The following is a 21,216-nucleotide window of genomic DNA, read 5'->3' as shown; positions in this document are numbered from 1 at the left end:
ATGATGACCAGAACCGTCGTTATCTCAGGTGCCTCCGGCCTGCTCGGATCCGCGCTGCTCCCAGCGCTGACCGCCGCGGGGTGGGGGCACCGTTCGTTGGTGCGCCGAGCCCCCGGCGCCGGCGAGGTCCGGTGGGCCCCCTCCAACGGCACCATCGACACCGATGCCCTCGCCGGCGTCACGGGGGCCGTCCACCTCGCCGGCGAGCCGATCGCCGAAGGCCGGTGGAGCGCCGACAAGAAGGCTCGCATCCGGAGCAGCCGGATCCTGGGCACCCGCCTGCTGTCGGAATCCCTCGCCAGCCTCCCCACCCGGCCCGAGGTGCTCGTGTCCGCCTCCGCCATCGGGATTTACGGCAACCGGGGCGACGAGGTCCTCAACGAGGACAGCTCGCTCGGCGCCGACTTCCTTTCCGAGGTCGGCAAGGAGTGGGAGGCAGCGACGGCACCGGCCCGCGACGCCGGCATCCGCGTCGTGAATCTCCGCTTCGGGATCATCCTGGCGGCAGATGGCGGCGCCCTGCCACGGATGGTGAAGCCCTTCCTGCTCGGGGCCGGTGGCCCCATCGGGAACGGGCGGCAGTGGATGAGCTGGGTCGCCATCGAAGATGCCGTCCGGATCGTCCTGCGGGCGCTCGAGGATGCGCGGATGACCGGCCCGGTCAATGCGGTCTCGCCCAACCCTGTCCGCAACACCGACTTCGCCGACCGCCTCGGCGAGGTGCTCCACCGGCCCGCCCTGGTGCCGGCGCCCGCCTTCGCCCTCCGGCTCCTCTTCGGCGAAATGGCCGATGCCGCCCTCCTCGCCAGCCAGCGGGTGGCCCCCGCACGACTGCTCGAGGGCGGCTTCGAATTCCGCTACCCTACCCTCCCCGAGGCGCTGCGCGCAGTCCTCGACCGCTGAATCCCGTGGTATCTTTGCGGGATGCCCTCTCCCCCGGCCGTCGTCCTCCTGAGCGGAGGTCTCGATTCCGCCACGACACTGGCTGTCGCCCGTGCGGAGGGATTTGCCTGCCATGCCCTGAGCTTCCGCTACGGTCAGCGTCACGCCGTCGAGCTGACAAGCGCCGCCGCGGTCGCTAGTCACCTCGGTGCCGCCTCGCACCGGATCATCGAGATCGACCTGCGCGCGTTCGGGGGGTCCGCACTCACCGACGACCTTCCGGTCCCCAAGGACCGCGACGCCGCGGCGCGCGCCGACGGCATTCCGATCACGTATGTCCCCGCTCGCAACACGATCTTCCTCTCCTACGCCCTCGGCTGCGCCGAGGTGCTGGGCGCCGCCGACATCTTTCTTGGAATCAACGCCGTGGATTACAGCGGCTACCCTGACTGCCGGCCGGCATTCGTGGAGGCGTTCGAGCGGATGGCCAACCTGGCCACGCGGGCAGGCGTCGAGGGCCGGCGGATGTCGATTCACGCCCCGCTGCTCGCGATGAGCAAGGCGGACATCATCGCCCGCGGACTCGAGCTGGGCGTCGACTTCGGGATGACACTGAGCTGCTACGATCCCGCGCCGGACGGCGTGTCGTGCGGCCGATGCGACGCCTGCCAGCTCCGACTCGAGGGCTTCCGGGCAGTCGGGCAGCCTGATCCCGCCCGGTACCTCCCGGCATGAGCTACGCCGTCAAGGAAATCTTCTACACGCTGCAGGGTGAGGGCGCTCACGCCGGGCGGCCGGCGGTGTTCTGCCGGTTTGCCGGCTGCAATCTCTGGAGCGGCCGCGAGGCGGACCGCGCCAGCGCCACCTGCAACTTCTGCGACACCGATTTTGTCGGAACGGACGGGCCCGGCGGCGGACGCTTCACGACGCCGACAGCACTCGCGGCGGCGGTCGCCGCCGCCTGGCCCGCCGCTCCGGGGGATGGCATTCCCTACGTCGTCTGCACCGGGGGTGAGCCGCTCTTGCAGCTCGATGCCGCGGCGGTGGACGCCCTGCATGCGGCGGGATTCGTGGTGGCGGTGGAAACCAACGGAACGCAGGCGGCTCCACCGGGGCTCGACTGGATTTGCGTCAGCCCCAAGGCCGGGGCGCCCGTACAGCTGCGGCGTGGCGACGAATTGAAGCTGGTCTTTCCCCAACCCGATGCGCCGCCCGACGCCTTCGAGGCCCTCGAATTCACGCATCGCTTCCTGCAGCCGATGGACGGGCCACGACGCCGGGAACACACCGCCCAGGCCGCTGCCTACTGCCTTGCGCATCCATCATGGCGCCTGAGCCTGCAGACGCACAAACTCATCGGACTTCCCTGACTCCCACCCACAGGGTCCCATGCACGGATACTCGGATCGCATCAACCACGCGCTGGCCTTCGCCGCCAAGCACTACGGCACCGTCCAGGGGCCGGACCGAACCATGGCCTACCTGGCGCATCCCGCCAACATCGCCATCATCCTCGCGCGTTACGGCTGCGAGGACCTGACCGTGGTTGCCGGCATCCTGCACCGCGTCCTCGAGGAAGCGGCCCCGCACGAGCGGGAGGAGCTCGAGGCGAAGGTGCTCGAGAAGTTCGGGCCGGTCGTGGTGGCCACCGCCTGCGACGTCCTCGAGCCCCGGCACGATGCCCTCGGCCGCCTGCGCGCGTGGCGTACCTGCAAGCGCGAGTTCCTGATCCAGATTGCGGACGCGGAACCGCGCGGGCTCGACATCTGCGCCGCCGACGAACTGCACAACTGCGGCGCGGCCATCCGCGTGGTGCGCCGGCTGGGGGCCGAATACCTGCACGCCGATCCCGACGCGTCCCCGAGCGACACGCTCTGGTGGTTCGGCGCCATCGCCGATCACCTCGACTCCCGCCGCGAGTGGCACAATCGAGGCATGCTCGATGAATTGAACGCCATGACCCGGGAACTCGCCGTCCTGCTGCAGATCGACCGCTGACGGTGGACGTGACCGCGGTCACGTCGCCTTGGCGGTCGGAGCGTCTTCCCGGTATAATTGGGGATGGATCAATCCGTCGCTGCATCTGCGCTTGGTACGCTCCCCAGCGCGTTCGCGGCAGCCTGCCGACTCTCCCGCAGCGACGCGGAGCTGTTTGAGCGCTGCCGTGATGCCCTGGTTGGTCGCTTCAACTCCACCGACATCTGGTTCGACATCTCCACGCCGCTCGGGCCCGTGCCGCGCATTGGGCCGCGGGATGCGCTCGACACGGCGGTGACCGTCGCCAAGATCCGGAGCGGCGACACCGAAGTGGTCATCAGCGCCGGACCGGACCTGGCTGCGCGGCTGCGTGCGGTGGCGCTGCCGCTGGCGCACGGGCTGTCGGTGGTCGTGGAGCTGCGCAGCGTGCTGCTGGAGCGTCAATCGGCGCTCGATGACGCCACCTTCCAGCTCCGCGCCCTCCGCCAGGTGGCCCGGCTGCTCAGCTCCGTCCATTCGTCGGCGGAAACCGAGCAGCTGATCCTCGATTTCATGGCGGAAGTGTTTTTCACGTGGTGGGCTTGCCTGCTGCGCCCGACGGGAGACGTGTACGAGCCCAGGATCTTCCGGTCGCTCGACGACCGGATTCGGCCCGCACCCATTTCCCGCGCGCTGCTCGACACGGTGTTGCCCACGGGGGCGGGAGCCATCGGCGGCCAGGAGATCGCGGTCGCCGCGCTGGCGCCTCCGACGACGGAACTCGTGGTGACCCTCGACGCCGGCACCGAACGGCTTGCCGTCCTGCTGCTGGGCCCCCGCCTCAATGACCGCGAGTACGGACCAGCCGAACTCGACCTCGCGGGAACCCTCTCCTTTGCCGCCGCGATCGCCCTGAAGAACGCCCACCTCGTCGAGCAGCTGCAGACCGCGGCCAACACCGACGAACTCACGGCGCTGATGAATCGGCGGGCCCTCGAGGAGCGACTCGGAGCCGAGCTCGCCCGCTCGACGCGCCACAAGCTCGACACCACGGTCATCCTGCTCGATCTCGACAACTTCAAGCTCGTCAACGACAACGGCGGGCACGCCGCCGGCGACGACCTGCTCCGGGCGGTCGGACTGCTCCTCAAGCAGCAGTGCCGTCAGCCCGACGTGGTCGGTCGGCTTGGCGGTGACGAATTCCTCGTCATGCTCCCGATGACCTCCCCACGAGAGGCGATGGTGCTGGTCGGGCGTGTGCAGGCTGGGCTTGCCGAGCTCGCGGCACTCGGGCTGGGGCGCCCGGTCACGGTCAGCATCGGGGTCGCCGCCGCGCCGGGCCACGGCACCACCGTGAGCAGCCTGATGGCCGCCGCCGACGCCGCGATGTACAAGGCCAAGCGCGCCGGCGGAAACCGTGCCGAGGTCGCCGGCGACTTCTGAGCCGACGGGAGGCAACCCTGTCCGATCCCGAATTCATCCTGCTTGGTGACGCGGTCTGGATCGACTTCATCAACACCGCGCGTGGCCGGGAGGCTGACCCACCCGACGGGCTCGGCGACGCCTCCGCATACCATCGCTGGACCAAGGCGGAAAAGCTCGGCTCCGACGCCGAGGACCTCCCGTTCGAGCAGGTCCTCGCCTTCCGCGCCCGCCTCCTGACGGTCGCCGCCGCGCTCTCGGTGGACCGCCAGCCCCCGGCCGCCGCCATCCATGAAATCAACCAGGTCCTCTCCCGGACGGCGGGGCGTCAGCAGCTGACACGCGTGGGTGGAGCCTGGCACCTGGGCTTCGCACCGCTTCGTACCGCCACCGCCCTCGAAGCCATTGCAGGAAGCGCCGCCCACACGCTTTCCGATCCGGCGGTCCGCGTGCACCGCTGCCGCGCGGAGCCATGCTCGCTCTATTTTGTCGACCGGTCGCCGGACCATGGCCGCACCTGGTGCAGCGCAGAACCCGGGGTGCATGCCGTCCGCGTCGATCGACGGCGGGCATTCCACTGACTCCCAGGCACTCGACCTCATGGCGCTGACCGACCCCGGTCTGTACACCGAACGCACCCGGGCGGCGCTGGGGCACCGCTACCGTCTCGATCACATGGTGGCCGCCTCCCGCGAGCGGGTGCTCTTCCAGGCGTATGACCTCACGCTCAAGCGGCGGGTGAGCCTGCGGGTCAACATGTATCCGGACAGCATCGTCCGCGCCTGGTTCCTGAGCGAGGCAGAGGCGCTCGCACAGCTGGACCACCCCGCCATCCGGCATGCCTACGACGCGGGGATCATCGGCGATCTTGCCTACCGCACCGGCAGCTGGATCGACGGAGAGAGCGCCCTCGACGCGCTGCAGCGCGGACCACGGCCGATTCCCACCGTGCACGCGCTGGCCAGGGACATCCTCGCGGCACTCGACCACGCGCACAGCCGTGGCATCATCGTCCGGCGCATCGTCCCGGCGTCGCTCCTCCTCGGCCCCACCGGCCGGGGCACCGTGACCGACCTCCGATACTGCAGCTATACCCTGTCGACGATCCCGGCGGGGCACCAGCCCACCGGGCTCGAGTTCATGGCGCCGGAACTGCGGGAGGGCGGGCGCGGCGATCCCGCCAGCGACGTCTTCACGGCCGGGGCGATCATCTACTACGCCATCACCGGCCGGGAGCCACCGCTCGACCCGCGGGCGGTGGAGCGCCCCTCCCTGCTGCGCCCGACGTCTCCGAAGGCGTTCGACCGCATCCTGCTGCGGGCGCTGCGCGCCGCGCCCGACGATCGCTACCTCACGCCCGCCGAAATGCTCGAGGACTTCGCCTCGGACGCCGGGACCTACGAGAGTCCTGCCGTCTCGCCCGGCGAGATCGCGCCGCTCCAGGACACCGAACACTGGGAAAAGCGCCTCCGTCGGGCACTCGGCGACGACTACGAGCTGTTCGAGGCACTGGGGGCGGGCGGGTTTGGCCGGGTCTATCGGGTGCGCGACCTCCACCTGGAGCGCGAGGTCGCGCTGAAGGTGCTCCACCCGTACCTGACCGCCGAGGCGCCGGTCGTCGAACGGTTCCGGCGCGAAGCGCAGCTCGCGGCGCGCCTTCATCACCCGAACATCGTGGACATCTACGACATCGGCGGCCGCGCGGGGCTGCTCTGGTACACCATGGAATACGTGCGAGGCCCGAACCTGGCGCAGTTGGTGGACCGGGAGGGCCCCTTGCCCCTCGACCTGGTCCTCCAGATGCTGCACCAGGCGCTGCTCGCCCTCGCGCACGCCCACGGCGCAGGGCTGGTGCACCGCGACATCAAGCCGGAGAACCTCCTCCTGGCCCCGGACGGGACGCTGCGCATCACCGACTTCGGCCTGGCCCTCGCCCTGCGCGGCGAGGGGAAGTTCGGCGGCGCCACCAGCCAGAGCGGCACGCCACAGTTCGCCAGCCCCGAACAGCTCCTGGGTGAGCGCGTGGACCAGCGGAGCGATTTCTACAGCCTGGCGGCCGTGGCCTATTTCGTCCTGATGGGAGAAACCCCGTTTCCCGGCGGGACGCCGGAGCAGGTCCTCGCGCGCCAGACCGCCGACCGGTTCCCCGACCTGCGCGCCAGGCGGCCGGACGTGCCGGAGGCGCTCGAACAGGTCCTCCAGCGCGCGATGCGCAACGAGGTCGAGGCGCGGTACCCCTCGGCTGCCGAGTTCCTGCAGGCCCTGCAGCGGGCCATGGGGCGCAAGGTCCGGGAGCGCAGCGGCGAATGGGCGAGGGCGGCGGCGCGCTGGTGGCGGGGCGGCGGCTCGGGCGGCTCCTCTTGACTTGACCGGGATTTTGCCGGAAATTGTCCGGGCCACACCGGCAAGCCGCCCGGGACATCCTGTCCGGGCGTTATGGACACACCACACTGGAGTTAGGACTCATGGCACGTACAACCGGCACCGTGAAGTGGTTCAACGACGCGAAGGGCTTCGGCTTCATCACCCCCGAGAGCGGCGAGAAGGACTGCTTCGTCCACCACACGGCAATTTCGGCCGAGGGCTTCCGCAGCCTGGCCGAAGGCGACAAGGTCGAGTTCGATATCGTGCAGGGTGCAAAGGGCCCCGCCGCCGAGAACGTCGTCAAGGTCTAGCTCCATCGGGCAGTGACCAAAACGTCAGCGGGCCGCTCCTCAGGAGCGGCCCGCGTCGTTGGTGGGGCTGTGGCGTGCGCCAGGCTACTTGTGGCGGTAGGTCACCCGGCCCCGGGTCAGGTCGTAGGGCGAGAGGACCACGCTGACCCGGTCTCCCTCGAGCACCCGGATCTTGAACTTGCTCATCTTGCCGGCGGCGTACGCCAGGATCGAGTGGCCGTTCTCCAGCAACACCCGGTAGTTACGATCGGGGAGGACTTCCGTCACCACCCCTTCCATCTCGATGCCTTCTTCTTTCGCCATCCAAGCCACTCCACTGTTGGGACACTCACGGCCCGACCTCCGGGCCGCTACGGGAACGCGGGGAATCTTGCCCCGCGGACGCCATTAAGCAACAGCCCTCACGACTCCCGGAGGACCGCCAGTTCTTCCTCCACCAGGGTCACCAGTTCGCGGATCAGCTGCCGATCCGCCCCAAATCGGGCCCCCGCCCTGGCATACATCTGCGGCAATCCGACGGTGCAGCCAAGCGCCAGCGCCTCCCGGTAGTCGCGGACCGCCCCCGCCTGATCGGTCCGGCTGCGGCGCCAGATCTGCAGCGCCCCGAGCTGGGCGAGCCCGTACTCGATGTAGTAGAAGGGGTAGAGGAAGATGTGCAGTTGGCGATACCAACGCGCCAGGCGCTCATCCTCCAGCCCCGACCAATCGACGCCGGTCTGGAACCGCTCCCGGAGCCGCTGCCACGCGTCGTCGCGCGCCGCGGCATTGTCACCCTGGCCGCTGGTGTAGATCCAGCGCTGAAACGCATCCACCGCCGCCACGTGCGCCAGGGTCATCAGCACCTCTTCCAGATGCTCGATGCGGGCCAGCCGCAGCTGGTCGGGCGAGGCCATCCCTCCCGGTTCCGCGAGGTAGGGCGCGGCGAGCAGCTCCATCGACATCGATGCCAATTCCGCGGATTCGGACCCGACATAGCGCTGCCAGAGCAGCGGCTGGCGATGCGAGGCGAACGCATGGAAGGAGTGACCCGCCTCGTGGAGGAGGGTGTTCACGTCGTCGAGCAGGCCGACCGCGTTCATGTGGATGAAGGGGCGTCCCCGGAAGTGCAGCGTCTCGCAGTAGCCGCCGGGGGCCTTGCCGGCGCGGCTCTCGAGATCCAGCAGCCGCTCGCCACGCATGAGGTCGAATTCGGCGCCGAGTTCGGGGGCCACGGCATGGAAGACCCGCGACGCCTTCTCGACGAGTTCGGCCGAGTCCTTGAACGGCCTGAGCGGCGGCCGCCCGGCCGGGTCCACATCCAGGTCCCAGGGCCGGAGCACATCGAGGCCGAGCGCCTCCTTCCGGCGTGCGAGGATGCGCGCCACTGCGGGCACGACCTCCGCCTCGACGGCGTCGTGAAAGCGGGTGACGTCGTCCGGGGTATAGTCGAAGCGACACTTCGCGGCATAGCTGTAGGCCTCGAAGTCGGAAAAGCCCGAGTTGCGGGCCACCCGTTGCCGGCGCTCGTACATCTCGGTGAAGAGGTCCGCCAGCTCCGTGCGCAGCGCGATGTACGGTGCGCCCATGGTGCGGAACGCACGCTCCCGGATGGCCCGGTCCGGGCTCTTCAGGAACGGGCCGATCTGCGGCAGTGTCCGCGTCTCGCCCTCCCACTCCACGGTGATGCCGCCCGTCAGGCGCTGGTACTTGGCGGACAACTCCTCCAGCTCGCTGAAGAGTGGAAGGTTGTCCTCGCGAAAGATGTCGATCTGGGCGCGGAACCGCTTCAGGACCACCTCGAGGTCGGGGCGGTTGAAGCCGGTGTCGAGGAGCCGTCGCGCCAGCCGGACACCCTGCTCTTCCAGTTGCGGGAATATCTCCGCCGAAAACCGAAGATGCGCGGCCTCCTTCGCGGCGTCGCGGGTGTCGCCGGTATAGGCGATCATCGCCTCGGCCGCCGCCTCGGTGACCAGCTCCTCCAGTCGCGACCACGCCGCCAGCCAGGGGCCGACGGAATCATCGTCGAGTGGGACGGTGGCCAGCGCCTCGTACCAGGGCAGGATGGCAGCCCAACTGGCGTCGGCGAAGGCCGCCGGCGAATCGGGGAGCACGGGCAGGGTAACGGAAGTCTCTGACATCAGGCGCCTGCTGGAGTGGGCTCGGCCACCGGACCAAGCCGGAAGGCCAAAATGCTGACAAGGGCCACCGTGACCGCTGCCATGTAGAAGGGCCAGTTGTGACCATAATCCTGGAACGCTCGCGTCGCCAGAATGGGCGCCACCACGCGCGCGATCCCGGCAAAGGTCTGTGCGGATCCCATGACCGTCCCAAGCTCAGATTTCTCGGCGGCCCGGGACATGAGGGCCGTGGTTGACGGAAATAATAGCGCGGTTCCGATGGGCACAAAGGGCATGATCAGGGCCAGCCCGATCAGGCTCGAGACCGCCGGGTAGAGCAACAGCCCGATGATCAGCGAGGCGGCCCCCAGCCGCATGGCCCACGCCTCCCCGATCCGGTCGACAATCGGGCCGAGGAAGATCGAACGCATGATCAGGGACAGCGCACCGACGTACAGGAAGAAGTACCCGATCGTCTTCTCGGTGACGCCGAACTCCGCCCCCAGGAAGAGCGGGAGGACAGAGGTCAGGCAAGTGAACCCGAGCATTCCGACGGCGTAGATCCAGACCAGGCGGGCGACCGTGGTGCCCGGCTGACGGAACACCTGCCACGCCGCGTGCCACACCGGCTTCCGGGCCGGGGCGTGGGCGCCGGGCCGACGACTCTCCGGCAGATACTTCCAGGCAAAGATCACGTTCGCGACACAGAGCCCCGCGGCCACGAATCCGGGGCAGCCCGACCCCAGTGCGCGGCCAGCGAGCCCACGACCGGACCGATCATCACCCCGAGCGACGTGGCGGCGGACAGCCAGCCGAGCGCACGGGCGCGCCCCGACGCCGGAATCGAGTCGGCCACGTAGGCCTGTGCCACGCCCGTCGTGCCGCCTCCCGCCCCCTGGATGATCCGGGAGAGAAAGAGCCAGGCCACGGTGTTCGCGAGCCCAAACGCCACGTAGGCAATGGCGGAGGCGGACAGGCCGATGAGGAGCGCGGGTCGCCGGCCGTAGCGGTCCGAGACCCGGCCCCAGAGCGGCGCGGAAATCAGCTGGGCAATCGAGAACGACGCGATGATCCAGCCGATCGTCGCGTAGCTGGCATTGAGATTCTCCGCGTAGAACGGCAGCAGCGGCAGGACGATCGCGAAGCCGATCATGTCCACCGCGCTCGCGGCGATCAGGACGAGGAGCTTCCGCAGGTCCGACCGGTCGAGCGGTGGGGAGGGGACCGCGCTCATGACCTGGCCTCCCCTCGCGCCCCAAGCGCGAACACCACGGCGCTCGCGATCATCAGCAGCACACCGTACGCCGCGGCGACGCCCAGGTCCCCCTGTCGGAGGCTTCCGAGAATTTCGAGGGAAATCGGCCGGGTGTCGTAGGTGTAAAGCATGATGGAGGTCACAAAGTCGCCGAGCGAGGTCACAAAGGCTAGGGTGGCGCCCGCCGCCAGCGCGGGAGCCAGGCCCGGCAGGACGACCCGGCGGAGGGTACGCATCCGTCCGGCGCCAAGCGAGGCGGCCGCTTCCTCGAGCGACGAGTCCAACTGCCGGAATCCTGCCAGCACCGCTCGACCGGCGATGGGCAGGTTCCTGATCAGGTAGGCGAGCGGCAGAATCCAGACGGTGCCCACCAGCACGGCGCGCAGCGTCAGGGGCGAATGGATGCTGAAGAGCGCCGCCAGCGCGATCGCGAAGACCGTCCCCGGCACCGCCCAGGGCATGCCGAGCAACCCCTCGATGAGCCGACCAGCGGACACCTTCCGGCGGACCACCAGGGAGCCCGAGAGGAGCGCAATCCCAACGGCAGCCAACGTCGCCGCGGTGGCCATCCAGAGACTGTTGAAGAGCGGGCGAAACCGCTCCGGTTCGGAGAAGAGTGCCGCATAGTTGCCGGGAGAGAACGCCGGAGGCCACGGCTCGGTCGTCCAGGTGCCGACGGGGACAAAGGACACCAGCAACAGCGTCAGGTGTGGCAGCAGGAGGAGGACGGCGAGCGCCCACGCCGCCACGGCGATGCCGGCGCGGGCACGGGCGCTGCCGGCCCGGGCCAGCGAAGGGGCAGTGCCCTTCCCCACCCCGGCGAGCGAACCTCCCGGGTCGGCGCGCCGGAAGAGCGCCAGGGCGCCGAGGGCCAGCAGCATGAGCGCCGCAGTCTCGACCATCGCCAGGCGATCGTCGCCGTTCAGCCTGGTGAAGACAATCTGCGTCGTCATGACCCGGTAGCCGCCCCCGAAGATGTAGGGGGCGCTGAACGAAGCGAGCGACGTCATTAATGTCAGGATCGCCGCGCCGGCGATCGCCGGCCGGAGGTGGGGAAGGATCACGCGGAAAAGCGTCCGCCCGCGGCCCGCACCCAGCGCAGACGCCGCTTCCAGCATGGCGCCGTCCAGTCGCGACAGCCCGGCGCGGCAAAAGAGATAGAAATACACATACATCGAGTAGGCGTGCACCAGCAGGATGGCGCCCGGCCCGGAGAGCCGCCAGGGCGGGTTCTCAAGCGCAAAGACGTACTGGACGAAGCGCCCGATGAATCCTGTTTCTCCGTAGAGAAACAGGAACGCCACGACGCCGACGAGCGGCGGAAGCACGGCCGGCAGCGCGACGAGCATCCCAAGCAGCTTGCGGCCGGGGAAGTCCACCCGTTCAAAGAGAAACGCGAGGGGCACCCCGATGGCGCCCGCCAGCACGACGCTGGCCAGGGAGAGCCAGAGGCTGGCCCAGAGCGCCTGCCACTCGGTCGATCGCCCGGCAAACCGCCGGATTTCGTCGAGAGTCCACCCGGTGGAGTTGCGCACACCCTCGATGAGCACCAGGGCGAGCGGATAGGCCACCAGCCAGACCAGCACGGCCACCAGCAGCCAGCCAAGCCACCCTGCGCGACGCGTGGAGGTCATCCCGCCGCCGGATAGAGGTGGAGGCCGGTCCCCGTCGGCTCGACGCCGACGGTCTCCCCCTCACGGGCGGCGGCGGGCGCCCCCGCGACTTCCAGCGTCAGGCCCGTGGAAGTCTCGACCAGGAAGTAGGCGACGGCGCCGGTGAAGCGCCGGTTCGTGACGACACCGGTCACCCGGCCGGCGTCCGGCGTGGTAATCCGCATCCCCTCCGGGCGGGCCAGCAACCGGGCCGCGGCGCCGGGCGTGGCATTCCCGGTCCCGGCCCAGCGGGCCGGCCAGGTGCGGTCCTCCACCCGAGCCTCCCGCTCGGAAACCACCGTCGCGGGCACCTCGCTCGCCCGGCCGATGAACGCCGCGACAAACGACGTGGCAGGCAGCGCATACAGTTCGTCGGCGGTGCCGATCTGCTCGAGGTGGCCGTTGCGGAGCAGCGCGATCCGGTCGCCAAGATCGAACGCGTCCTCCTGTTCGTGCGTGACCACGACCGCGGTGATGCCGAGCCGGTGCACCAGGGTGCGGAGTTCACGCCTGGTGCGCTCACGAAGCGCAGGATCGAGGTTCGAGAGCGGCTCGTCGAGCAGCAGCACGCTGGGCTCGGGAGCGAGGGCGCGCGCCAGCGCCACCCGCTGCTGCTGTCCGCCCGAGAGATTGGCCACCGGTCGCCGCTCGAACCCGGCCATGTCCACCAGCGCCAGCGCCTCCTCGACTCGGCGGGCGAGTTCGGCGCCGCGTACCCCGCGACTCTCCAGGCCAAACGCCACGTTGGCGCCGACATCGAGGTGCGGGAAGAGCGCGTAGTGCTGGAACACCATCCCGAACCGCCGCGCGACCGGCGTCAGCCCCGTGACGTCACGCCCCTCGAGCACCACTCGGCCGGCGTCAGGCGCCTCGAACCCGGCCAGCAGGCGCAGCGTCGTCGTCTTCCCGCTCCCACTCGGCCCCAACAGCGCCAGCACCTCGCCACGCTCCAGCGTGAGCGAGAGCCCATCCACCGCGTTGCGCCCCTCAAAGGCCTTCGTGAGCCCAGCCAGTTCCAGAAATCCCACTCCTACTCCTTTGCCCGGAATCGTCAGTCCGTCAGGTCTTTCCCCGTGCCCCGCACATGCTGATCCCAGTAGCTCATCCAGGCCGCCCCCTGCTGCGCCAGGAGCGGCCAGTCCATCGGTACCACCTTCATCGTCCGATCCACCTCGGCCACCCAGTCGGGAAGCGAATCCAGCGGCAGGTCCTGTCGCGCGGGGAGGCGGTACACCTGCCGCGCCGCCAACAACAGCGCCTCGGTTTCGCCCACGTAGTCGATGAACGCCTGCGCCGCCTCGGCGTGTTTCGAGCCCGCCACGAGGCCGATGGCATCGTCGATCACGACGGTGCCACTCCGTGGGAAGAGATACCCGAACGGCATCCCTTTCCCCCGACTGATCAGGATGTCGGGAAGGTCCCAGAGGGTGACGACACCCTCCTGCCGCGCCAGCTTCTGGTCGAGGATGGCCGGGTTCAGGGCGTAGGTCTTGGTGTTGCGGTCGAGCGCGCGCAGCCACGCCATCCCTTCGGTCGTGTCCCCCGTCTCCCGGAGGCTGCGCTCGATGATGTACCCCCAGATGGCGCGCATCGTGCCGCTGGCCATCGGGTCACGGATCAGCACCAGGTCGCGCCACCTCGGATCGAGGATGTCGTTCCAGTCCTGCGGGGCCTCCGGCGGGCGCACTGCCTGGTCGTTGAACGCGATGATGACCGGCGTGCGATACACCGGCCAGTACAATGAGTCGGGGCCGACCCCCTCCGGCCCGACGGAGCCGGCCCACACCGGGCGATACGGCGCGAGGAGCGAGTCGCTCACCCCCCGGTCGAAGATGGTCGTCGGACCGCCGAACCAGACGTCGGCCTGCGGATTGACCTTCTCGAACCGCAGCCGGTCCAGGATTTCCTGGCTCCCCATGTCGAGCCACTTGATGTCGATGTCGGGCCGCCATCGCTCGAATGCGGTTTCGAGGAGCTTCAGCTGGTCCCGCCCGTGCGGCGAGTAGACCACGACTGGCGTGCGCGTGTCACGGCCGCACGCCAGGACGCCGATGGCCGCCGCGATCATCCACGCGCGACCGGTCACGGCTGCGCCCCGGCCGGCCGCAGCGCCAAGAGGTTCATGAAGAGTCGGTAGGCGCCGGGCACACCAGCCGGGAGCTCCCGGAAGAAAGCAATCCCGGTATACACGTAGGTGCCCTTCCCGACCGGCGCGACGAGGAGTCCCCCCTCGAGCGGTGGATCCCCCGGATCGTGCATGGAGAACACCGGCCGATACTCCGGCGCCCAGTCCCGCGCGAAGTACAATCCGCGCTCCTGCACCCAGTCATCCCAGTCCGCCGGGCCGATGGCGTTCGGCGTGCGCACCACCGGGCTCGACGGGTCGACTATGCGCACCGGCGCGAATTCGTCGGTGACCCGGTCGTGCGAGTCGGGGCGGTCCCCCGGCTTCCGCTTCGGCGCTTTTCCCGCCAGCATCGACGCCAGCGACGACCCGCCGACGGTCATCGGGAACGGCGCATAGCTTCCGCCAAAGAACTCGTACTGCTGATACTGCACCAGGAGGAGGCCGCCGGCCCGCGCATACGCCAGCAGGCGGGCGTTGAACTCCTTGACCGCCGGCACCGTCTCGTACGCCCGGCTGCCGATCACCACCGCATCGAATTTCGAGAGGTCACCCCGCGCCAGCGAGTCGGGCGTCAATTCGACCACGGGCACTCCGAGGCCCACAAGCGCCTCGGGAACCCCGTCCGCTGCCCCGCGCACATAGCCGACGGCGTGCAGCGGAGGCACCGCGATGTCCATGACCTGGACCGTGCCGACCGCCGGACGGCTCATCCCCCGCCGCGCGATATGCGGATAGGAAATGATCTCGCTCGACTCGGTGTAGCGCTCGCCGGAGGACGACACCGCAATGGCCCGGATCTCGAACGAGCCCGTCCTCGGCGACGGCGGCGGCACCAGCGCGAAGCTGAACGACGCCTCCTCCCCCTTGCGCGTCAGCCGGAAGGACTGAGGCGCCGGTGCAACCCAGCCGGCGGGGACCTCCAACCGCACCTCTCCAGCGGTGGTGTCCGACGTGGAATGGGTGAGGGTCACCGTGACCCTCCGGGCATCGCGCGACGCGAGCGGCCACACGACGACGGCGCGGTCCAGCCGGACCCCCACGCGCGGCACCACCAGCAGCCGCTGCCGCCGCTCGCCATACGCCGGGTCGGCCCATCGGTACGTCACCTCCCGCGTCAGCGAATCGCCTCCTGCGAGCACCGCCACGGCGGTCAGCAGCGGTGGTGACGCGGGAGCGCCGCGATCGGGGGAGTTCCCCCACTGATACATCGCGCCGCTGCGTGGCAGCCGAAGGAAGTACGGCTCGGTCGTGGCCGAGGCCGGCAGCCGGACCGTGTCCACCACCGTCGCCATGGCCCCGGGAAGCACCGTCACGGGGCTCGCGGCCCGGCGCACGCCGTCCCCGGCGACATCCAGCGTCGCGCGGAGCGGGTCACGGCCGGCATTCCAGAGGTAGAGCGTGACTTCCACCAGCTGGCCAGGAATGAGATCGGCGGAGTTCGCGACGGCATCCAGGATGATGCCCTTCTCGTTGGCACGGGCGACGGCCCCAAAGGCACGCTGGTCATGTGACGCCGCCGTCTGAGCGGCGACTGCGGAGGTTGCGAGGGTGGTGTCGATTCCGGCCCAGAAGGCGCTGCCGCGGCCGGTCCGGTCGGTGACAAGCGCGACCCGCGTCGAGGCCGGGCCCGGGAGCTGGAGCGTGCCCATGTCCTGGGAGCGGTGCCGGCTGCGGCTGGCCATGGCGATCTGGTGATAGGACTGACCGACGGCCGGGTCGAGCCCGCCGGTCTGGATGGTGTCCATCACGGGGGCCGGCGTGAACCGGGTCGCACGAAAAAGCTTTTCCACCCGCCAGGGCTGGAGCCCTTCCTCCGTCGCCAGTTCCGGAAAGCGACTCGGGTCGGCGGCGGCGTCGAATGCCGTGTGCGCCGCCCATCCCGCCGCCTGGTGCTGGCCGTGGCCGTCCTCCGGTGTGCCGCTGAAGACCGACACGATGATCTGGGGCTGGAACTGGCGGATGACCCGGACCACATCCTTCAGGATGGAGTCCCGGGGCCAGTGGGCCCAGGTGTCTTCGAGGTTCTTGGAGTACCCGAAATCGTAGGCCCGCGTGAAGTACTGGCGTCCACCGTCTAGGGAGCGGGCGCTGAGCAGTTCCTCGGTCCTCAGCAGACCCAGGGCCTCGCCGAGCTCGGGACCGATGAGATTCTGTCCCCCCTCACCGCGGTTGAGTGAGAGGTAGGCCGTCACCGCCCCCTCGCCGCGCACCAGGACGGTGATGAGGTCGGTATCCTCGTCGTCGGGGTGCGCCCCGATGACCAGCACGCGCTTGTTGTGGCCCAGCATCCGTCGGGCGTGCTCCGCCGCGACGGCGCCGCCCGTGGAGGCGGGACCGACTTGGGCCTGAGCTGGAACAACGCCGAAGACGAGGGCGGCCAGGCACGCCGTCACGACAAGTCGCATTCGCATGGATTCCCGAGGGGAAGTGACCAAAAAGAATAACCCCGGCCGGGCCGGGGTGTGAGCGAGCTCAGAAGCCTCGCGGGTGCCCCGAACCAGGCGGGGCCCGCCGCCGTGGCGCCCGCCCCACCCAGAACGCCCCGAAGAAGAGCGCCACCGCCACCCCGAGCAGTATCCGGCCGGCGAGTGTCGCGACCCCGTAGAGCAGGAGCAGCATCCCGACGGAGAGCAGGATGGTCGCCACCGCACGGAGGATCTCGTCCACGTTCCGTCCGGGATTGCGCCGGCCCCAATAGAACGAGGCCAAGGCACCCGCCACCCCGATGAGGAGGAATCCGTACCAGATGAGAATCCAGTAGCGACGGCCTGCGATCATGAACATCCACCCGGTGGTGAGGTCTCCTGGGGGAGGAGCCAGGGCAATCAAAATCGACAATAGCACCCGTGGAGGTCTGACGCCATACCCGGCCGGACCGGCCTCATTCGCAGAGCGCCTCGAGCCGATGCCAGGGGAAGATCCCGGTCGAATGGCCGTCGCTCCAGGTGACCCGAAGCCCGTAGGCCCCGACGAGGTGAATTGCCGTCGGGGTGACATCGGCCGGCACCGTGGCCGGATCGAGGAGGGGTCGACCAGACATCTCCTCGACACACATCGCGCAGGGGCAGGAGAGCCGGAGGGCGCGGGCCGGGACCCTGCGCTCCCGTTCGCCGCTGACCCACTCGAACCAGAGCCCGTCGTCCCGCCGGGTGATCGCATGGGGAGCGCGTTTCGTCTCCGGCCCGGAGGGGGTGATATTATTCATGGTCACTTCGCTCGCTCGATGAACTGCAACGTCCGGACACACTCATGACCACTCCCAAGACCAATCCCTTCGGCGCCCGCGGCACCCTGGCGGGCCAATCTCAGCCGACTACGATCTATCGCCTCCCCGAGCTTGCACGGCAAGGGGTCGGCGACCTCGACCGCCTCCCGTTCTCCGTGCGCGTCCTCCTGGAGAACGCACTCCGGTGGTGCGGCCAGGGCGTCGCCACCGAGGAGCACGTCAAGCTGCTCGCCGGCTGGAAGGCCTCACAGGCCGATCGCCCGGAATTTCCCTTCATGCCGGCCCGGGTGGTCCTCCAGGACTTTACCGGCGTGCCGTGTGTCGTGGACCTCGCCGCGATGCGCGACGCCATGGCGGAAATGGGTGGCGATCCCGATCGCATCAACCCGGTCGTGCCATGTGACCTCGTCATCGACCACTCGGTCCAGGTCGATCACTACGGCACCCCGGACGCCTTCCGGCTGAACGTTGCCATGGAATTCGGCCGGAACACCGAGCGCTATCAGCTGCTCAAGTTTGCCCAGCGCGCCTTCCGCAATTTCCGCGTGGTGCCGCCGGGCATGGGCATCGTCCACCAGGTCAACCTCGAGCACCTCTCCCCGGCCATCCAGCTGCGGGAACAGCACGGCCTGCTGACGGCCTACCCCGACACCCTCGTCGGCACCGACTCCCACACCACGATGATCAACGGGCTCGGCGTCGTCGGCTGGGGTGTTGGCGGCATCGAGGCGGAAGCGGTCATGCTGGGCCAGCCGTACTTCATGCTGGTGCCGGATGTCGTCGGCATGAAGCTCACCGGCTCCCTCCCCGCCGGGACCACCGCGACCGACCTTGTGCTCCGCGTGACCCAGATGCTCCGCGCCAAGGGCGTGGTGGACAAGTTTGTCGAATACTACGGACCCGGGCTCTCCGGACTCGGGCTGGCCGATCGCGCCACCCTCGCCAACATGTCGCCCGAGTACGGCGCCACGGTCGGCTTCTTTCCCATCGACGACGAGACGCTCCGCTACCTGCAGCGCACCGGCCGCAGCAAGGCGTCAGTCGACCTCGTGGAGCGGTACACCAAGGAGCAGGGGCTCTTCCGAACCGACGCCACCCCGGATCCGGAGTTCACCAGCACCATCGAACTCGACCTCTCGACGATCGAGCCGAGCCTGGCCGGACCGAAGCGTCCGCAGGACATGGTGCCGCTCCGCACCCTCCGGAAGAGCTTTGCCGTCAGCCTGCCACTGCTGATGCAGCCGACCGTGCCGGCACCGCGCCGAGAGTTGGCGGCCACTGAGGCGGGTCGCTGGGCCGCCGAAGGGGGCAGTCAGACCCAGGCCGTGGCCGCGCCGAGTGTCCGGTGCCATATCGATGGAGAGGAACACGAGTTACGCGATGGCGCCGTGGTCATTGCCGCCATCACCTCCTGCACCAACACGTCGAACCCATCCGTCATGATCGGCGCCGGTCTGGTCGCCAAGAAGGCCGTGGCGTTGGGGCTCCGGAGCCGCCCCTGGGTCAAGACCAGCCTCGCCCCCGGCTCACGGGTCGTCACCGACTACCTGCGCGATGCCGGCCTGGCGCCCTTCCTCGACCAGCTCGGCTTCCAGACCGTGGGCTACGGCTGCACCACCTGCATCGGCAACAGCGGTCCACTGGCGGAACCGGTGGCCCGTGCCATCGAGGAGCACTCGCTGGTGGTCGCGGCAGTCCTGTCCGGCAACCGGAACTTCGAGGCCCGCGTCCACCCGCTGGTGCGCGCCAACTACCTGGCCTCCCCGATGCTGGTGGTGGCGTTTGCCCTGATCGGCCGCGTGGACGTCGACCTGACCAGCGAACCCCTGGGGATCTCCGACGCGGGCGAACCAGTCTTCCTCCGGGATATCTGGCCCACTTCGGCCGAGATCGCCGAGGCGATTTCCACCGCACTCACCCCCGATTTGTTCAAGCACGAGTACGCCAAGGTGTTCGAGGGAGACCAGGAGTGGAAGGATCTGGAAGTGCCGACGGGGAGCCGCTACGCCTGGGACACTGAGAGCACCTACGTGCAGCTTCCGCCCTTCTTCCAGCAGCTGCCCGCAGAACCAGCGGAGCTGCAGGACATTCAGGGCGCCCGGGCCCTGGCCGTCCTCGGCGACTCGGTCACCACCGATCACATCTCCCCCGCCGGCGCCATCCCCAAGAATGGTCCGGCCGCCAGGTACCTCCGGGAGCACGGGGTGGAGCAGCCCGACTGGAACACCTTTGGAGCCCGGCGCGGCAACCACGAAGTGATGATGCGCGGCACCTTCGGCAACGTCCGCATCAAGAACGCACTGGTGCCCGAGAAGGAAGGGAACTGGACGGTGCACTTCCCGAGCGGCGAGGTCACCTCGATCTACGACGCCGCCATGCGGTACATCGCCGACGACACGCCGCTGGTCGTGCTGAGCGGCAAGGAATACGGCACCGGGTCCAGCCGGGACTGGGCCGCGAAGGGGACGCTGCTGCTCGGGGTGAAGGCGGTCATCGCCGAGAGCTACGAGCGGATCCACCGGAGCAATCTCGTGGGCATGGGGGTGCTGCCGTTGACCTACCAGCCGGGGGAGACCCGCGACACGCTCAAGCTCACCGGCCGCGAGACCTTCACCATTACCGGCATCGCCAAGGGACTGACCCCCGGCGGCACGGTGGATGTCGTGGCGAAGCGGGAGGACGGCTCGACCGTGACGTTCAAGGCGGTGGTCCGGCTCAACAGCGACGTCGAAGTCGACTACTACCGGCACGGGGGCATCCTGCAGCGGGTGCTGCGGAAGTTCGCCGCGGAGGCGTAGCAGGCGGGGCAGTGGGGCTGAATGCAAGGCGACCCCCCGGAAATCCGGGGGGTCGCTTTGTTTGCCGTGGATCGGCCGAGTCTACGCCACCAGATCCCGCAGCCGCTCGCCGGTTTCGCCCTCGCGCAGCTTGAGCAGCGCGCGGTCCCGGAGCTGACGAATCCGCTCGCGGGTGACACCCATCATCCGGCCGATTTCCTCGAGCGTCCGGCTGTTGCCGTCGTCCAGGCCGAAATAGAGGCGGAGGACCTTGGCGTCCCGGGGCGGCAGCACGGCCAGCGCCGATTCGATGTCGCTGGTCTGGCTGTTGGTCATCGTGGCGGAATCGGTGCCTTCCTGTTCCGCCATGGCAAACCGTTCCATCCGCTCGTTGCCGTCGCCATCGCGGGTGGGGTGGTCGAGTCGCACCGCCTCGGTGTTGAGGGCGCTGAGGCTGCGGACCGCTTCCGGCGTGAGGCCGGTGGCGCGGGCCAGCTCCTCGGTGGTCGGCATCCGGCCGAGCCGCTCCTTGAGGAGCGTGGTGGTGCGGCCGAGGCGGCTGAGGTCGGCGGTACGGTTGAGCGGCACCCGGACCGGCCGGCCGTGCCGGGCGATGGCCGCCTGGACGGCCTGACGGATCCACCACACCGCGTACGAGATGAACTTGACGCCGCGATCCGGATCGAACTTGCGGGCGGCCGTCATGAGGCCGAGGTTGCCCTCGCCGATCAGGTCGACCAGCGGCACCCCGCGGTTCTGGAACTTCTTGGCGACCGAGACCACAAACCGAACGTTGTGGCGCGCCAGCTTCTCCTGTGCCGCCACGTTGCCCCGAAAGGCCTTGCGGGCGAGCTCCATTTCCTGCTCACGGGTCAGCAGCGGGACCCGGCTGATCTCATCGAGGTACAGGTCGAGCGACTCACGTCCCTCATCAACGGCCTTGGCAATCTGAGCCGGCCGAACAGCACGGCGCTTGGCGCGCGGCTTGACAGTCACCGAACCTCCTTCGGAGGAATCCCCAGCACTCTATGGGCATCAACGGCCAACGTGGCCGTCCAAATACAGTCGCGAAACATAACAGCTAAGGCGCTAAAAATCAACAGGTTAGCTAACCCCAGCGCCCCGAACGGGTTGCAGAATCGTGCCA

The 21,216-nt window shown here is 69.1% G+C and carries 20 protein-coding genes; 9 read left to right on the top strand and 11 right to left on the bottom strand.

Annotated elements, in window-relative coordinates; all coding sequences use genetic code 11:
* The 8 genes from R2910_10705 (at position 1) to R2910_10670 (ending at position 6,935) form a co-directional block, all read left to right on the top strand.
* Positions 1 to 903 carry a TIGR01777 family oxidoreductase gene (locus R2910_10705; GenBank protein MEZ4413442.1) on the top strand — a complete coding sequence of 301 codons (903 nt, stop codon included), beginning with the start codon at positions 1 to 3 and terminating at the stop codon, positions 901 to 903.
* Positions 904 to 924: 21 nt separating this feature from the next.
* Positions 925 to 1,617, top strand: coding sequence for a 7-cyano-7-deazaguanine synthase QueC (gene queC, locus R2910_10700; protein ID MEZ4413441.1), 693 nt, complete (start codon positions 925 to 927; stop codon positions 1,615 to 1,617).
* Entirely contained in the window at positions 1,614 to 2,252 is a 639-nt protein-coding gene (gene queE / locus R2910_10695; GenBank protein MEZ4413440.1) for a 7-carboxy-7-deazaguanine synthase, read from the top strand. Before queC ends, queE begins: the two co-directional genes overlap by 4 nt.
* A gap of 19 nt (positions 2,253 to 2,271) precedes the next feature.
* A complete protein-coding gene (locus R2910_10690) occupies positions 2,272 to 2,880 on the top strand; it encodes an HD domain-containing protein (GenBank protein ID MEZ4413439.1) in 609 nt (202 codons plus the stop codon).
* Positions 2,881 to 2,943: 63 nt separating this feature from the next.
* Positions 2,944 to 4,281 (top strand): GGDEF domain-containing protein, encoded by a 1,338-nt coding sequence (locus R2910_10685; protein ID MEZ4413438.1) that lies wholly within the window; start codon positions 2,944 to 2,946, stop codon positions 4,279 to 4,281.
* Entirely contained in the window at positions 4,278 to 4,841 is a 564-nt protein-coding gene (locus R2910_10680; GenBank protein ID MEZ4413437.1) for a CGNR zinc finger domain-containing protein, read from the top strand. The genes R2910_10685 and R2910_10680 overlap by 4 nt, the downstream gene beginning before the upstream one ends.
* Complete coding sequence (locus R2910_10675) at positions 4,804 to 6,624, top strand: serine/threonine-protein kinase (GenBank protein ID MEZ4413436.1); 1,821 nt, start codon at positions 4,804 to 4,806, stop codon at positions 6,622 to 6,624. The genes R2910_10680 and R2910_10675 overlap by 38 nt, the downstream gene beginning before the upstream one ends.
* A 101-nt stretch (positions 6,625 to 6,725) precedes the next feature.
* The gene (locus tag R2910_10670; GenBank protein MEZ4413435.1) at positions 6,726 to 6,935 is read left to right on the top strand and encodes a cold shock domain-containing protein; all 210 of its coding nucleotides are present in this window, start codon (positions 6,726 to 6,728) and stop codon (positions 6,933 to 6,935) included.
* An 84-nt stretch (positions 6,936 to 7,019) separates the two neighbouring features.
* Here R2910_10670 and infA read toward each other — a convergent pair whose 3' ends face one another.
* The 10 genes from infA to R2910_10620 all read right to left on the bottom strand — a co-directional run bounded on the left by infA (position 7,020) and on the right by R2910_10620 (position 17,271).
* On the bottom strand, positions 7,020 to 7,238 hold the full coding sequence (gene infA, locus R2910_10665) for a translation initiation factor IF-1 (protein ID MEZ4413434.1): 219 nt from the start codon (positions 7,236 to 7,238) through the stop codon (positions 7,020 to 7,022).
* Between the two features lie 98 nt (positions 7,239 to 7,336).
* On the bottom strand, positions 7,337 to 9,052 hold the full coding sequence (locus R2910_10660; GenBank protein MEZ4413433.1) for a M3 family oligoendopeptidase: 1,716 nt from the start codon (positions 9,050 to 9,052) through the stop codon (positions 7,337 to 7,339).
* A complete protein-coding gene (locus tag R2910_10655; protein MEZ4413432.1) occupies positions 9,052 to 9,726 on the bottom strand; it encodes an MFS transporter in 675 nt (224 codons plus the stop codon). Before R2910_10655 ends, R2910_10660 begins: the two co-directional genes overlap by 1 nt.
* Positions 9,723 to 10,265 (bottom strand): MFS transporter, encoded by a 543-nt coding sequence (locus R2910_10650; GenBank protein ID MEZ4413431.1) that lies wholly within the window; start codon positions 10,263 to 10,265, stop codon positions 9,723 to 9,725. The genes R2910_10655 and R2910_10650 overlap by 4 nt, the downstream gene beginning before the upstream one ends.
* Positions 10,262 to 11,920: an iron ABC transporter permease gene (locus R2910_10645; GenBank protein MEZ4413430.1), complete on the bottom strand. Its 1,659-nt coding sequence runs from the start codon at positions 11,918 to 11,920 to the stop codon at positions 10,262 to 10,264. Before R2910_10645 ends, R2910_10650 begins: the two co-directional genes overlap by 4 nt.
* Positions 11,917 to 12,966, bottom strand: a complete 1,050-nt coding sequence (locus tag R2910_10640; GenBank protein ID MEZ4413429.1) for an ABC transporter ATP-binding protein — start codon at positions 12,964 to 12,966, stop codon at positions 11,917 to 11,919. Before R2910_10640 ends, R2910_10645 begins: the two co-directional genes overlap by 4 nt.
* Positions 12,967 to 12,989: 23 nt before the next feature.
* Entirely contained in the window at positions 12,990 to 14,024 is a 1,035-nt protein-coding gene (locus tag R2910_10635; GenBank protein ID MEZ4413428.1) for an extracellular solute-binding protein, read from the bottom strand.
* A complete protein-coding gene (locus R2910_10630; GenBank protein ID MEZ4413427.1) occupies positions 14,021 to 16,477 on the bottom strand; it encodes a PIG-L family deacetylase in 2,457 nt (818 codons plus the stop codon). The genes R2910_10635 and R2910_10630 overlap by 4 nt, the downstream gene beginning before the upstream one ends.
* A 61-nt stretch (positions 16,478 to 16,538) precedes the next feature.
* On the bottom strand, positions 16,539 to 16,844 hold the full coding sequence (locus R2910_10625) for a hypothetical protein (protein ID MEZ4413426.1): 306 nt from the start codon (positions 16,842 to 16,844) through the stop codon (positions 16,539 to 16,541).
* Positions 16,845 to 16,947: 103 nt separating this feature from the next.
* The gene (locus tag R2910_10620; protein ID MEZ4413425.1) at positions 16,948 to 17,271 is read right to left on the bottom strand and encodes a DUF971 domain-containing protein; all 324 of its coding nucleotides are present in this window, start codon (positions 17,269 to 17,271) and stop codon (positions 16,948 to 16,950) included.
* Between the two features lie 44 nt (positions 17,272 to 17,315).
* Between R2910_10620 and acnA the strand changes: the two genes are divergently transcribed.
* Positions 17,316 to 20,090, top strand: a complete 2,775-nt coding sequence (acnA, locus tag R2910_10615; protein MEZ4413424.1) for an aconitate hydratase AcnA — start codon at positions 17,316 to 17,318, stop codon at positions 20,088 to 20,090.
* Between the two features lie 81 nt (positions 20,091 to 20,171).
* On the opposite strand, the gene R2910_10610 is transcribed toward acnA, so the two are convergent.
* Positions 20,172 to 21,065 carry a sigma-70 family RNA polymerase sigma factor gene (locus R2910_10610; protein ID MEZ4413423.1) on the bottom strand — a complete coding sequence of 298 codons (894 nt, stop codon included), beginning with the start codon at positions 21,063 to 21,065 and terminating at the stop codon, positions 20,172 to 20,174.
* Between the last annotated feature and the right edge of the window lie 151 nt (positions 21,066 to 21,216).

Source organism: Gemmatimonadales bacterium, from assembly GCA_041390145.1.
In the GTDB taxonomy this organism is placed as follows: domain Bacteria; phylum Gemmatimonadota; class Gemmatimonadetes; order Gemmatimonadales; family GWC2-71-9; genus SPDF01.
This window is presented reverse-complemented; position numbering and strand designations above follow the sequence as displayed.